Consider the following 14,794-nt stretch of genomic DNA (forward strand, 5'->3'; position numbering starts at 1 on the left):
CTATACTAACTAAACCGCGCTAAATGCACCAGGATAGAGAACAGGAGGAGTTGCTTTGATAAAGAAATATACATGCCAAAATGGTGTAAGAGTAGTTCTGGAAAATATACCGACGGTCCGTTCAGTTGCAATCGGTGTCTGGATCGGGACCGGTTCAAGGAATGAGCATCCCGGCAATAACGGAGTTTCTCATTTTCTGGAGCATATGTTCTTTAAAGGGACAAAAACAAGGACAGCCAGGGAGATAGCAGAATCCTTTGACAGCATTGGCGGCCAGGTTAATGCATTCACATCAAAGGAATACACATGCTATTATGCCAAGGTCCTTGATACACACTCAAAATTTGCACTTGATGTACTGGCAGATATGTTCTTTAATTCCACCTTTGTGGATGAAGAATTAAATAAAGAGAAAAATGTTGTGCTCGAGGAAATCAAGATGTATGAAGATACGCCAGATGATATCGTCCATGATCTTCTCGGCAAGGCTATATATGAGAGCCATCCGCTTGGCTACCCGATCCTCGGGACTGAGGAAACATTGGAGACCTTTAAAGGGGACACATTAAGGGAGTACATGCATGAAACTTATACGCCTGAAAATGTTGTCATCTCCATTGCCGGCAATATCTCCGATTCTTTCATCCAGGAAGTGGAGAAGCTGTTCGGCTCCTATGAAGCCGGGAAGCAGGAAAGAAATCAGGAAATGCCTGTTTTTCATTCAAACCGGGTCTCACGGAAAAAAGAGACTGAACAGGCTCATCTATGCTTAGGCTATGAAGGGCTTCCAGTCGGCCATAAAGATATGTACAGTCTGATTCTTCTGAACAATATCCTTGGCGGAAGCATGAGCAGCCGCCTGTTCCAGGACGTTAGAGAACAAAGAGGACTGGCATACTCTGTCTTTTCTTATCACTCTTCATTCCAGGATACGGGAATGGTTACGATTTACGGCGGAACCGGAGCCAAGCAGCTGGATGTACTGTTTGAAACAATCCAGGAAACGCTTGCTACATTGAAGAGGGACGGCATCACTGAGAAAGAGCTGAAAAACAGCAAGGAACAGATGAAGGGAAGCCTGATGCTGAGCCTTGAAAGCACAAACAGCCGCATGAGCCGCAATGGCAAGAACGAACTGCTGCTCGGAAGGCACCGTTCACTCGATGAGATAGTCGAACAAATTGATAAAGTCTCAGAAGCGGGAGTCAACGAAATGGCAAACTCCATCTTCTCAGACCAATTCTCTGTTTCATTGATCAGCCCTGACGGCGTACTGCCAAAGAATCTGGCTTAAATAGAGAAGTGACTTGAACCCGGCGTGAGTGCCGGGTTTTTGTTATGTTTTGGCCAAAGCTCAGATGGAACTTTGGGGAAACTGGATAGAGGAGGCATCAACTGCTGCAGCTGAGCCCCTATGAGTGTGTGGTGGAATAGAGGGTGCCAGTGCGCGGTCAACTAAGGCCCTCTGAGAGCCAGTTTGGCTGGATAGAGGGTGTTAGTGGGACCGACTATGGCCTTCTGAAAGTCATTTTGCGGAATAGAGGGTGTTAGTGCGCGGTCAACTAAGGCCCTCTGAGAGCCAGTTTGACTGGATAGAGGGTGTTAGTGCGGTTGACTAAGGCCTTCTGAGAGCCAGAATGCCTGATAGAGGGTGTTAGTGCGGCTGACTAAGGCCTTCTGAGAGCCAGAATGCCTGATAGAGGGTATTAGTGCGGTTGACTAAGGCCTTCTGAGAGCCAGAATGCCTGATAGAGGGTGTTAGTCCGGCCGACTAAGGCCTTCTGAGAGCCACAATGCCTGATAGAGGGTGTTAGTGCGGTCAACTAAGGCCCTATGAGAGCCAGTTTGGCTGGATAGAGGGTGTTAGTCCGGCCGACTAAGGCCTTCTGAGAGCCAGAATGCCTGATAGAGGGTGTTAGTCCATCCAACTAAGACCCTCTAAAAGTCAATTTACAAAATAGAGGGTGTTAGTCCATCCAACTAACCCCCTCTGAAAGTCATTTTTCAGAATAGAGGGTGCCAGTGCCTCCAGCAAAAACCCTCAACCTTGCCCCCCTATGTTTTTATCAATCGAAAAGATGGAATGCTTCTAAAATCAATTTCCTGCCGTAAATATATATTGAGGACAAAGACTGGGGGGATTTGCGTGAGACTCAGTGAGCTGAGCGGGAAGGAAATAGTTGATGCGAAAAAAGCTGAGCGCCTCGGAGTGCTGGGCCAGACTGACCTTGAAATAAATGAAAAGGACGGACAAATCAAGGCCCTCCTCATTCCGTCGCTGAAATGGTTCGGCCTGAAGCGTCAGGGAGGGGAAATTACAGTGCCCTGGCAGCATATCAAGAAAATCGGCAATGATATGATTATCATTGATATGCCTGATGATGACAGCTGATCAGCAGAACAAGGCGTGGCGGCCGTTAGTGAAGCATGCGGCTGCTGGCAAAAGGGGTGCGGAATGATCTTTCATTCTGCACCCCTTTTGTTTTGCCATTATGGACTTTTGATAGTGTTCTCTCAGACAAGCGTCCTCCGCATTGGTTTAGGTTTATGTTCAGCATTATCTGTCCGCCCATATTTCTGCCTTAAAAAACTCACCTTATCTGGGTTGCTGTCATAGGATGTTGGAGTAGTTATGTATGAGACTTTAGATTCCTGTAAGATTCTTTAGAAGAAGGTGAATATTTCATGCTGACAGGGATGCAAATAGCAGTGATGGGCGGGGATGCCCGGCAGCTGGAGATCATCAGGAAGCTGACAGAACTGGATGCCAGGCTCTTGCTGATTGGCTTTGAGCAGCTGGATCATGCTTTTACCGGAGCATCGAAGGAGAAAGTGGATGAAGTAGATTTTTCAGCTCTGGATAGCATAATCCTGCCTGTGCCAGGCACCAATCTGGAAGGGCAGGTTGAGACTATATTTTCAAATGAGAAAGTGTTTTTAACAGAAGATATGATCGCCCAAACACAGCCGCACTGCACCATATATTCCGGCATTACAAATTCCTATCTGGATGCTATCACCAGTCAGAATGACAGAAGGCTGGTGCAGCTGTTTGAGAGGGACGACATTGCCATCTATAATTCGATTCCGACTGTTGAAGGGACGATCATGATGGCCATCCAGCACACTGATTTTACCATTCACGGATCCAATGTGGTGGTGCTTGGCCTGGGCAGAGTCGGTATGAGTGTGGCAAGAACCTTTCACTCTTTAGGGGCAAAGGTAAAGGTTGGCGCAAGAAAAAGCGAGCATATTGCGAGAATTACTGAAATGGGGCTCACTCCGTTCCATTTGGATGATATTCAGTCATTTGTCAAAGATACGGACATTTGCATTAACACCATACCGCATCTGATTGTCAGTGCTTCGGTCATCAGCAAGATGCCGGTCCATACCTTGATCATTGATCTGGCATCAAAGCCTGGCGGGACAGATTTCCGCTATGCCGAAAAGAGGGGCATCAAGGCATTGCTGGCCCCGGGACTTCCAGGAATTGTTGCCCCGAAAACAGCAGGGCAGATTCTGGCCAATGTGCTGGCCCTTCTGCTGGCCGATGACTTTCAAAATAAAAGGGGGCAATACCATGACGCTTAAAGGTAAAAAGATCGGGTTTGGCCTTACTGGTTCACATTGTACTTATGATGCTGTATTCCCTGAGATTGAAAAGCTTGTCAATGCAGGAGCAGAGGTGCTCCCGGTTGTCACCGGCACTGTTCAGAATACTGAAACGAGATTTGGTGCGGGGGAGGATTGGATTGCGAGAATCGAGAACCTGACTGGCAATAAGGTGATCGATTCGATTGTAAAGGCAGAACCCCTCGGACCGAAGATACCGCTGGACTGCATGGTCATTGCGCCATTGACAGGAAACTCCATGAGCAAGTTCGCCAATGCGATGACAGATTCCCCGGTCCTGATGGCGGCAAAGGCAACGCTCAGGAACCAGAGTCCTGTTGTAGTCGGCATCTCCACAAATGATGCCCTTGGGCTGAACGGAATGAATCTGATGAGGCTGATGGCAGTGAAGAATATTTACTTCATCCCATTCGGACAGGATGATCCAGTTAAGAAGCCCAATTCCATGGTTGCCAGAATGACCCTGCTTTCAGAAACGATTGAAGCGGCCATCACGGGAAAACAGCTCCAGCCGGTCATTGTTGAACGCTATAAAGACGGCAACTGATCTCTGCACCTTCCATCATAAAAAAGTTTATTTCTTTAACGGGTGAATATGTTAAAATGAAAATATTAAATATGAGTTTGTCCAGCTATTCAATCATTGGACCATCATCTCATATACTGGAAGCATAGTGAATGCTATACTACAATAAGAATGGCGGTGGCGAAGAAATCAACAGCTGCCGTCCTCTTATATTGCCTGTAAAAGAAAAAGCAGCCTAAAATCGATTAATCATTTTGTATGCTGGAAGGGGAAGTTTTGGATGGAGAACAAAAAAGGATTTCACGTTGCAGTCGTCGGAGCTACCGGAGCTGTTGGACAGCAGATGCTGCAGACTTTAGAAAGCAGAGATTTCCCTGTATCGAAATTAACTTTACTATCTTCTGCCCGCTCAGCCGGCACAAAGGTAAGTTATAAAGGAAATGAATATATAGTGGAAGAAGCGAAGCCGGAGAGCTTTGCCGGTGTAGATATCGCATTATTCTCAGCAGGCGGCGGCGTTTCAAAAGAGCTCGCTCCGCATGCTGTTGAGCATGGCGCCATTGTGGTTGATAATACAAGCGCATTCCGCATGTCGGAAAACGTGCCGCTCGTTGTCCCTGAGGTGAATGAAGAAGACCTTAAGAAGCATAATGGGATTATCGCCAATCCGAACTGCTCTACCATTCAGATGGTTGCAGCCCTTGAACCGCTGCGGAAGAAGCATGGCTTGAGCAAGGTCATTGTTTCTACGTATCAGGCTGTTTCCGGTTCTGGCGCTGCGGCAGTTGAAGAGCTGTACAGCCAGACTAAGGCGATCATTAATAATGAAGAGCATGAGCCGAAGATCCTTCCGGTCAAAGGCGACAAAAAGCATTATCAGATTGCCTTTAATGCCATCCCTCAAATTGATATGTTCCAGGATAATGGATTTACATTTGAAGAAATGAAAATGATCAACGAAACAAAAAAAATCATGGATATGCCTGATCTTCAGGTGGCGGCTACCTGTGTCCGCCTGCCTGTAGCAACCGGCCACTCGGAGTCAGTATACTTTGAGCTGGAAGCCGGAGGTGTGGATGCACAGGAAATCAAAGACATCCTTAAGGATGCCCCTGGTGTTGTGCTTCAGGATGATCCTGAAAACCAAATCTACCCGATGCCTGCAGATTGTGTAGGCAAAAACGATATCTTTGTCGGCCGGATCCGCAAGGACCTTGACAATGACAAAGGCTTCCACATGTGGGTAGTCTCTGATAACCTGTTGAAAGGCGCTGCCTGGAATTCTGTGCAGATCGCTGAAAGCTTAATCAAACTGGAATTGGTGAAATAAGTGGAAACGGATATTTTTGAGGTGTTACGATGAAGATAATCGTCCAGAAGTTCGGAGGCACATCCGTACGGGATGACAGCAGCCGGGCGCACGCAAAAAGGCATATTAAAAAAGCTTTGTCGGAAGGCTATAAAGTAGTGGCTGTCGTTTCCGCAATGGGGCGGCAGGGAGATCCGTACGCAACTGATACCCTCTTATCGCTGATCGGCGGGAGCGGCAGCAAAATCAGCAAACGGGAAAATGATCTTCTTTTATCATGCGGCGAAACCATTTCGAGCATTGTGTTCACCAATATGCTGAAGGAAGAAGGCATCGAGGCATCCGCATTGACGGGTGCACAGGCCGGCTTCAGGACCAACAGCGATTTCACGAACGCGAAGATCATTGAAATGAAATGCGACAGATTGCTCAGGGAGCTTGAGGAATCCGATGTCGTCGTAGTGGCAGGCTTCCAGGGAGCAGCCAAGAATGGCGATATCACGACCATCGGCAGAGGCGGGAGCGATACATCAGCCGCTGCTCTCGGGGCTGCGCTTCAGGCAGAGTGGATTGATATCTTTACAGATGTAGAAGGCATCATGACGGCCGACCCGCGCATCGCCGAAAATGCAAGGGCGCTTTCAGTGGTCACCTATACAGAGGTCTGCAATCTTGCCTATCAGGGAGCCAAGGTCATCCATCCCCGTGCGGTGGAGATCGCCATGCAGGCCAAGGTGCCGATCAGAATCAGATCCACTTATTCCGACGGACTTGGAACACTGGTCACAAGCATCAATAAAAACAGCCGCGGCAGCGATATTAAAGAGCGCCCTGTAACCGGCATCGCGCATTTGTCCAATGTGACGCAGATCAAGGTCTTTGCCAAAAAGGACCAGTACAACCTGCAGGCAGAGGTCTTCAAAGCAATGGCCAATGAACAGATCAGCGTCGATTTTATCAATATTTCGCCGAATGGCGTTGTATATACCGTTTCTGAGGATATGGCTGACAAAGCGGTCAAAACGCTTGAGCAGCTGGGCCATGAGCCGGTGCTTGAGCGGCATTGTGCCAAGGTTTCCGTTGTGGGAGCAGGAATGGCGGGAGTACCGGGTGTCACTTCAAAGATTGTCACGGCACTTTCAGAGGAAAGCATCAGGATCCTCCAGTCAGCGGACAGCCATACAACCATCTGGGTGCTGGTCAAGCAGAAGGATCTTGTCAAGGCAGTCAATGCCCTTCATGATGCCTTTCAGCTTGAGCATGAGTCCTTAGAATTCGAACAGACAGATATATAGGCAGGGAGTTGTAAAGAATGGTTCTATTTGGAAGAGTTTCTACAGCAATGGTGACGCCTTTTGATAAAAAAGGCCATGTGGATTTTACAAAAACAACGCAGCTTATCAACCATTTAATCGAGAACGGAACAGATTCCCTCGTGGTTGCCGGCACAACAGGGGAATCGCCGACACTGACAAAAGAAGAAAAGCTGGCTCTGTTCAAGCATGTCGTTAAAGTGGTCGACAAAAGAATCCCTATCATTGCAGGAACAGGCAGCAATGATACGTATGCTTCTGTTGAGATGACAAAGAAAGCGGAGCAGATCGGTGTGGATGCCGTTATGGTCGTTGCTCCGTATTATAATAAACCAAACCAGGAAGGATTGTACCAGCACTTCAAAACGGTTGCTGAAAGCACATCCCTGCCTGTCATGGTTTACAATATCCCGGGAAGGTCTGTAGTCAATATCGCGCCGGAAACAGTGATCAGATTATCACAGATTCCTAACATCAAGGCTGTCAAAGAAGCGAGCGGCGATTTGAACAGCATGACAGCGATCATTGCCGGCACTGATGAAGACTTCCTTCTTTATTCTGGAGACGATGGATTGACGCTTCCAGCGATGGCGATAGGCGCAGCAGGAGTGGTTTCTGTAGCTTCTCATGTGATCGGGATTGAAATGCAGAGCATGATCTCTTCTTTCCTTGAGGGAAATGTCGGAGAAGCTGCTGCCAAGCATCAGAAGCTCCTTCCGCTCATGGAAGGCCTCTTTGCCGCACCAAGTCCGGTCCCAGTCAAGACTGCGCTTCAGCTGAAGGGCATCGACACAGGTTCAGTAAGGCTGCCGCTTGTTCCTCTTACAGAACAGGAAAGAGCCGCACTGCTCAACTTGTTCCAAAACTAAATAAAACGATTTCTATCAGGCCGGAGAGCATTGCTCCCGGTCTTTTCCTATAGAGATGACCGCTGCCCCCAATACGAATAAATAAAATTGGTTGTCATAAAATTCATTAATCAAGTATAATGGGTGTAACTGAACTCGTCCGATTATGCAATACATTTTTTGAATATTCTTTCATAGATAAAAGCGGCCTTGAATAGGGGCTGCTTTGCCATAAAGCAGGCCAGCTGTGAGGAAGGCCAGAAACCAGTGTGGGCTGCTCCGGATTCAGGAAGGAAGAGTGATGGCTTATCCTAGGAAATAGGTTTGCCTGTCAGATCCGTTCCTAAGCCGGTCCCGGCTTTAGGCCGCCATCATGCTTTTTTGCTGAACCATGCAGTCAGTATACATAAAAGTTTTGAGGACGTTTTCTGTTTATAAGCGTGTTAAGCTATACAGCTATATATATTAAAAAGGCTCGCCCCTGTCCGGGGCACAGCCGAAACAGCATTGGAGGAGCTTTTAGGTGAATATTAGAAAAAATGAAAGCATCAGGCTGATCGCCCTCGGCGGCGTCGGGGAAATCGGCAAAAATATGTACCTTGCAGAAGTGGATGAAGATCTGTATGTCATCGACGCAGGGCTAATGTTTCCGGAGAACGAAATGCTTGGGATTGATATTGTGATTCCCGATGTTTCCTATCTGGTACAGAATAAAGACAGAATCCGGGGCATTTTCCTGACACATGGACATGAGGACCACATTGGGGCTCTTTCTTATGTGCTTAAAAAGGTATCTGTCCCTGTCTATGGCACAAAGCTGACCCTTGCTTTGGCCAAGGCGAAGATGAAGGAGCAGGACTACAGGGGCAAAGCAGAACTGATTGAAATCAATTCCGATTCAGTGCTTGAATTTGAACATTCGAGTGTATCTTTTTTCCGGACCAATCACAGCATCCCTGATTCAGTCGGAATATGCATCCATACTTCAGAGGGAAGCATCGTCTACACCGGCGACTTTAAGTTTGACCAGGCTGCTCCTGAATTGTACAAAGCGGAGATTGGAAAAATGGCCGGAATCGGCGACAATGGGGTATTATGCCTTCTGTCAGACAGTACAGATGCAGAAAGGCCCGGATACTCAACATCCGAGGCAGTCGTGCAAAAAGCGATGGCACATGCATTCTACAGCGCAAAAGGAAGGGTCATCGCAGCCTGCTTTGCTTCTGATTTAATTCAGATCCAGCATATATTCGATGCGGCAGAGGAAAGCGGCAGGAAAGTTGCCGTGGCAGGGAAGAGCATCCAAAAGGTATATGACCTGGCAGTCCAGCTCGGTTATTTGGCTGTCAAAGATGATATCCTCATACCTTTATCAGAGCTTGGCAGCTTCAGGGACCATGAAGTGGTCATCCTGACGGCCGGCTCCCAGGGCGAGCCGATCGAGGCGCTGCAGAAAATGGCGAAAAGGACCCACAGGCAGGTGACGATCCAGGAAGGTGACACCGTCTACCTCGCTGCTGCCCCGATCAGAGGGGGAGAAGTGTTCATCTATAAGACGATGGATATGCTTTACAGGGCCGGAGCGACCGTGATCACCGGAAAGAACAGTGCCACTGCATCAAGCCATGGAAGCCAGGAAGAATTGAAATTCATGATCAATCTGATGAAGCCGAAACATTTCATCCCTGTGCATGGAGAATATAAAACCTTGAAATCGCATGGAAAGCTAGCAGCAGAATGCGGAATCAGCCAGGACTCGATCCTCATTCCTGAAAAAGGGGATGTCTTTGAAATCAAGGATGGCAGAATCAAGCAAAGCGGCCGGGTGCCGGCTGGAAATGTACTCATTGACGGGATCGGCGTTGGTGATGTCGGGAATATCGTCCTGAGGGACAGAAGGCTGCTTTCACAGGACGGGATCTTGATTGTTGTCGTGACGCTGAACCGCCATGATAAGCAGATAGCGGCAGGGCCTGAAATCATTTCACGCGGTTTTGTATACGTGCGGGAATCTGAAAAGCTGCTGGTTCAGGCAGCCGATATGGTCAAGGAAATCGTCCATCGCGGCTCCCAGAAAGAAAGTTTTGACTGGGCTGCTGTCAAACAGGATATGCGCGATGAGCTCAATCAATTCTTCTACGAAAAAACAAAGCGCCGTCCGATGATCCTGCCGATCATCATGGAAGTGAAGCAATAGATTACAGCATATGTTAAGAGGCTATGAAGCAGCTGCTTCATGGCCTTTATTTTGATTAAAACTGTAAATCTTCCCGCGCGAAAGAATTGCCCGTTTTTTGGCTGTGCCGGAATGAAAAAGGCATTGGCGTCCATACTAACGATATTAAGCCTTGAAAGGAGAATACAGGATGGATGAGAATTTTTTTCAAAATGCCAATGAGGGCGGAGGAAGCCCGGAACAGCCCAAGGAAGATAAACCATCTGCACTGATGGAAAAAATACAGCAGCTGGGCCAGACGAATGTGCCCCAGCTTTCACAGGATACAACCATTCATTGTTTGACGATCGTCGGACAAATCGAAGGGCATCTTCAGCTGCCGCCGCAAAATAAAACGACGAAATATGAGCATCTGATCCCCCAGATTGTAGCAATAGAGCAAAACCCAAAAATTGAAGGGCTGCTGGTGATCCTGAATACAGTGGGGGGAGACGTAGAGGCCGGGCTGGCCATTTCTGAAATGCTTGCTTCCCTTTCTAAGCCGACCGTATCAATCGTACTTGGAGGCGGGCATAGCATCGGTGTTCCGATTGCTGTATCCTGTGACTATAGTTTTATAGCGGAAACGGCAACAATGACGATCCATCCGATCCGCCTGACTGGATTGGTCATCGGGGTCCCGCAGACTTTTGAATATCTGGACAAGATGCAGGATAGGGTCATCAATTTTGTGACAGGGCATTCAAAGGTGTCTGAGCAGCAATTCAAGGACCTGATGTTTGCAAAAGGAAATCTGACCAGGGATATTGGAACGAATGTAGTCGGTGCAGATGCGGTATCCTATGGCTTGATTGATGCAGTCGGCGGTGTCGGGCCGGCCCTTAAGAAGCTGAATGAGCTGATTGACCTGAACAAAGGCAAGGAAGAGGGGCTGGTGCAATGATTTTATACACATCGATGCCCCAGGAGCTGATTTTCCAGCCGGAAGAAAGCGCATTTGCCAGACAAAAATTCCTTTCTTTTGAAGGGATACCTGTGCTTGCCGAAGCTGTCGGTGATATGCCTCAGCAATATACAGTGATAAGGGTCATGAGCACAGACCCGAATCATTTCCTGGATGATAGATGCATGCCCGGTTCTAAAATTACAATAGTATAACCCAAAATCCGGGCTATATGCTATAATATTGTTATACTACTAAGAGCAGCCATATGGCTGCTTTCCTTGTCATGCTGCGGCTTTCAAGGAAGCAGCGTTGCGGCCTGATTGCCGGGATGGAGAAAGGGCAGTTCCGTTTATGCTCCGCCTTTTTAGGGCTCGGCAGTCTGCCGGGTTTTCTTTGTTTTAAGATGAGTGGCGGGCGTCTGCCGCATGCCGGCTGAGGCAATAATGAATCAGGATAGAAATCTGCAGTACAGGGTGATGAAATGGCAAAAAGAAAAAGAAGGCAATCGAAGAGCAAAGAAAAGCTGAAAAAAACTGTGCAATATGAACTGACTGGATTGATAATGATTGCTCTGTCAGTGATTTCAATAGCAAAACTCGGTGCGGTCGGGACATCGATCGTCATGTTCTTCCGTTTTTTCATGGGCGAATGGTACATACTGGGACTTCTGGGGATGGCTGTGTATGGAGGATATCTGATGTGGAAAAGGGAACGGCCGTATCTTTTCCATACTAAGCTGATGGGGCTGTACCTGGTCATCGCGTCCATGCTGCTTCTCAGCCATGTGACACTTTTCCAGCTGCTTTCAAACGGCGGCAAGTTTGAAGATCCAAGTGTCATCGGCAACACATGGGAGCTATTCTGGATGGAGGCAGGCGGCGAAACGAGCACGACCGATCTCGGCGGCGGCATGGTTGGCTCGGTGCTGTTTGCGATGTCTTACTTCTTGTTTGATGAAGCCGGCACAAAGCTGATTGCTGCTTTACTGATTATAATCGGGCTTGTGCTGCTGACCGGAAAGACCTTTGGGGAAGCCGCAGGCAAGCTGTTTATCTCCATTTGGGGCTTCATCAAAAAGCAATGGGAAGCGTTTTTGGAAGATATGAAGGAATCGAAGCGTAAATTCCGTGAAAGAAGCGATGAGCGGAGGCAGAGGCAGGAAGAGCTGCGCCAGTCAGCCGAAGAGCGGGAGCCTGAACCGTCCGTCAATATTTCCCAGCCGCCGCTGCCGGCTGAAGAAGAGCCTTCGCCTGAACCGATCATTTCAAGCTTCGCTGAGCGGGCTTACCAGCAGCAGCCCGAACCCGTGCCGGAAGCAGCAAAACGGAAGTCCAAGCCGGGCGGCGAAGAGGCAGCAGAGGAAGAGTCTGCACCAGCCATCACTTTTACAGAGGTGGAAAATGTGGACTATGAGCTTCCTCCGCTGAGCCTTCTTACTCTGCCGAGGCAGGCGGATCAAAGCGGTGAGTATGAACAGATACATGCCAATGCCGCCAAGCTTGAGCGCACCTTCCAGAGCTTCGGGGTCAAGGCCCGGGTTACTCAGGTCCATTTGGGGCCGGCAGTAACCAAGTATGAGGTCCATCCCGATGTGGGCGTGAAGGTAAGCAAAATCGTAAGTTTAAGTGATGACCTGGCCCTTGCCCTTGCAGCAAAGGGAATCAGGATCGAGGCCCCGATCCCTGGCAAATCGGCGGTGGGGATTGAAGTGCCGAATACAGAGGTTGCCATGGTGTCTCTGCGTGAAGTGCTGGAGTCCAAACAGAACGACAGGCCGGACAGCAAGCTGATGATCGGCCTTGGCCGCGATATCACAGGTGAAGCTGTCCTGGCTGAGCTGAATAAGATGCCCCATCTGCTTGTTGCCGGGGCAACGGGCAGCGGGAAAAGTGTCTGCATCAATGGCATTATCACAAGCATCCTGATGCGCGCCAAGCCGCATGAAGTGAAATTGATGATGATCGACCCGAAAATGGTCGAGCTAAATGTGTATAACGGTGCGCCCCATCTGCTGGCACCTGTTGTCACCGATCCAAAGAAAGCGTCACAGGCGCTGAAAAAAGTGGTAAGTGAGATGGAAAGGCGCTACGAATTATTTTCCCATACAGGGACCCGGAACATTGAAGGCTATAATGAGCATGTTAAACGGCATAATGCAGAAGAAGAGGCACAGCAGCCCCTCCTGCCTTATATCGTCGTCATTGTGGACGAGCTGGCAGACCTGATGATGGTGGCATCCTCGGACGTTGAGGATGCCATTACAAGGCTCGCACAGATGGCGAGGGCCGCAGGGATCCATTTGATCATCGCGACCCAGCGTCCATCTGTAGATGTCATCACTGGTGTCATCAAGGCGAATATTCCTTCAAGGATCGCTTTTGCAGTATCCTCCATGACTGATTCCAGGACCATCCTGGACATGGGAGGAGCAGAAAAGCTCCTTGGACGGGGGGATATGCTGTTCCTTCCTGTCGGCGCTTCTAAGCCGGTCAGGGTCCAGGGCGCTTTTCTTTCCGACGAAGAAGTTGAAGAGGTAGTCGATTTCGTCATTTCCCAGCAGAAAGCGCAGTATCAGGAAGAGATGATCCCCGATGATGTGCCGGAAACGGCGTCAGAGGTTGATGACGACCTTTACGAAGAAGCGGTGGAGCTAATAGTGGAGATGCAGACTGCATCCGTCAGCATGCTTCAGAGGCGCTTCAGGATCGGCTATACCCGGGCGGCAAGGCTCATTGATGAAATGGAGCTGAGGGGGATTGTAGGACCATACGAAGGCAGCAAGCCTAGGGCGGTCCTGGTTGCCAAGGCATCAGAGGAAGCAAGTTCATAATCGGAAGAAAACCGGTCCAGGGAGACCGGTTTTTTTTTGAGCTGAAAAAAAGATAGCAGAACAGAAGTGAATAAGGTTATACTATTAAAAGCGCTTTCATAGTATTGGAGGGCCGGCACTATTTTTATAGTCAGCGAGTCTTGCGTTATGGAAGGATTTTCAATTTAGTTAGGGAATAAATAACAGGAAAGCGCTTAAAAAAGAATGGTTTTCCCTAGTATTTCCGTTTCTGAATCGGGTGATTTTTAAGTGTTTTCTGATAAAGGGATCTAAACCACCTTTTTTCGACAAATTCTCGAAATTCTATTTATTTATTAAATAAAAAGTGTTATAGTATTTTCGATTAGTAGGAATCATTAAACATCAGAGGTCTGATGTCTTGAGAAAAAAGGTTGGAGGAACCCTGCATGTCAATTAAGTCAGATAACCGGCATCTATACCTGCAAGTCATCGATCGATTAAAGCAGGACATTGAAGAAGGGCTCTATAAAGAAAGAGAAAAGCTTCCTTCTGAATTTGACCTTGCAAAGCAGCTTGGAGTAAGCAGAGCTACACTGCGTGAAGCGCTCCGTATTCTTGAAGAAGAAAACGTGATTATCCGCAGGCATGGTGTAGGAACCTTTGTGAATGCAAAGCCTCTCTTCACTTCAGGAATCGAGCAGCTTAACAGCGTGACCAATATGATTCTGCAGGCAGGGATGAAACCAGGAACCGTATTCTTAAGCTCAGTCACTCAGGGGCCGACCGAAGAGGATGTGCGCCGTTTCTCATGTTCCGCGGAGGAAGGGATTGTGGTTATCGAAAGGGTCAGGACAGCGAATGGGGAGCCTGTAGTCTACTGTGTGGACAAGCTGCCGGAAAAGATACTCCCGGAAAGCTTCACGCATGACCAGGAATCGATTTTTAATGTGCTCGAAGAAGAAGCCAATAAAAAAATCACCTATGCCGTTGCCCAGATTGAACCGATCGGCTACCACGAGAAGATTTCCCCGATTCTTGAATGTGAACCGGAAACTGCACTGCTTGTGTTAAAGCAGATGCATTACGACGAAATGGATGAACCAGTCCTTTACTCGGTGAATTATTTTAAGGCCGACAAGTTCAGCTTCCATGTCCTTCGCAGGAGAATATAATTTTTTTGCGGAAGTGAAAGCGAAAACAAATCTGTTTTTCAGAATATTCCTGCTAAAATTTCAAACAAATTCCTTGG

General features: G+C 48.2%; 12 protein-coding genes. All 12 read left to right on the plus strand.

What is annotated here, in order from left to right:
• Positions 1-55 precede the first annotated feature (55 nt).
• The 12 genes from CYJ37_RS00465 (at position 56) to CYJ37_RS00520 (ending at position 14,717) form a co-directional block, all read left to right on the plus strand.
• Positions 56-1,294 (plus strand): M16 family metallopeptidase, encoded by a 1,239-nt coding sequence (locus tag CYJ37_RS00465; protein ID WP_101547508.1) that lies wholly within the window; start codon positions 56-58, stop codon positions 1,292-1,294.
• 852 nt (positions 1,295-2,146) lie between these two features.
• Positions 2,147-2,392, plus strand: a complete 246-nt coding sequence (locus CYJ37_RS00470; RefSeq protein WP_022543725.1) for a YlmC/YmxH family sporulation protein — start codon at positions 2,147-2,149, stop codon at positions 2,390-2,392.
• A gap of 293 nt (positions 2,393-2,685) precedes the next feature.
• Positions 2,686-3,594, plus strand: a complete 909-nt coding sequence (gene dpaA / locus CYJ37_RS00475; protein WP_022543727.1) for a dipicolinic acid synthetase subunit A — start codon at positions 2,686-2,688, stop codon at positions 3,592-3,594.
• Complete coding sequence (locus CYJ37_RS00480; protein ID WP_009791644.1) at positions 3,584-4,183, plus strand: dipicolinate synthase subunit B; 600 nt, start codon at positions 3,584-3,586, stop codon at positions 4,181-4,183. Before dpaA ends, CYJ37_RS00480 begins: the two co-directional genes overlap by 11 nt.
• Before the next feature lie 259 nt (positions 4,184-4,442).
• Positions 4,443-5,492 carry an aspartate-semialdehyde dehydrogenase gene (gene asd, locus CYJ37_RS00485; protein WP_009791642.1) on the plus strand — a complete coding sequence of 350 codons (1,050 nt, stop codon included), beginning with the start codon at positions 4,443-4,445 and terminating at the stop codon, positions 5,490-5,492.
• 29 nt (positions 5,493-5,521) lie between these two features.
• A complete protein-coding gene (dapG, locus tag CYJ37_RS00490) occupies positions 5,522-6,766 on the plus strand; it encodes an aspartate kinase (RefSeq protein WP_009791641.1) in 1,245 nt (414 codons plus the stop codon).
• Positions 6,767-6,783: 17 nt separating this feature from the next.
• Positions 6,784-7,653: a 4-hydroxy-tetrahydrodipicolinate synthase gene (dapA, locus tag CYJ37_RS00495; RefSeq protein WP_094767423.1), complete on the plus strand. Its 870-nt coding sequence runs from the start codon at positions 6,784-6,786 to the stop codon at positions 7,651-7,653.
• A 502-nt stretch (positions 7,654-8,155) separates the two neighbouring features.
• A complete protein-coding gene (locus CYJ37_RS00500; RefSeq protein WP_101547509.1) occupies positions 8,156-9,829 on the plus strand; it encodes a ribonuclease J in 1,674 nt (557 codons plus the stop codon).
• 169 nt (positions 9,830-9,998) lie between these two features.
• A complete protein-coding gene (locus tag CYJ37_RS00505; protein ID WP_022543728.1) occupies positions 9,999-10,751 on the plus strand; it encodes a ClpP family protease in 753 nt (250 codons plus the stop codon).
• The gene (locus CYJ37_RS00510; RefSeq protein ID WP_009791636.1) at positions 10,748-10,966 is read left to right on the plus strand and encodes a YlzJ-like family protein; all 219 of its coding nucleotides are present in this window, start codon (positions 10,748-10,750) and stop codon (positions 10,964-10,966) included. Before CYJ37_RS00505 ends, CYJ37_RS00510 begins: the two co-directional genes overlap by 4 nt.
• Before the next feature lie 269 nt (positions 10,967-11,235).
• Complete coding sequence (locus CYJ37_RS00515; protein WP_022543729.1) at positions 11,236-13,584, plus strand: DNA translocase FtsK; 2,349 nt, start codon at positions 11,236-11,238, stop codon at positions 13,582-13,584.
• A gap of 407 nt (positions 13,585-13,991) precedes the next feature.
• On the plus strand, positions 13,992-14,717 hold the full coding sequence (locus CYJ37_RS00520) for a GntR family transcriptional regulator (RefSeq protein ID WP_009791684.1): 726 nt from the start codon (positions 13,992-13,994) through the stop codon (positions 14,715-14,717).
• Positions 14,718-14,794: the final 77 nt, after the last annotated feature.

This window comes from Bacillus sp. UMB0728 (assembly GCF_002858875.1).
Classification (GTDB): domain Bacteria; phylum Bacillota; class Bacilli; order Bacillales; family Cytobacillaceae; genus Bacillus_AB; species Bacillus_AB infantis.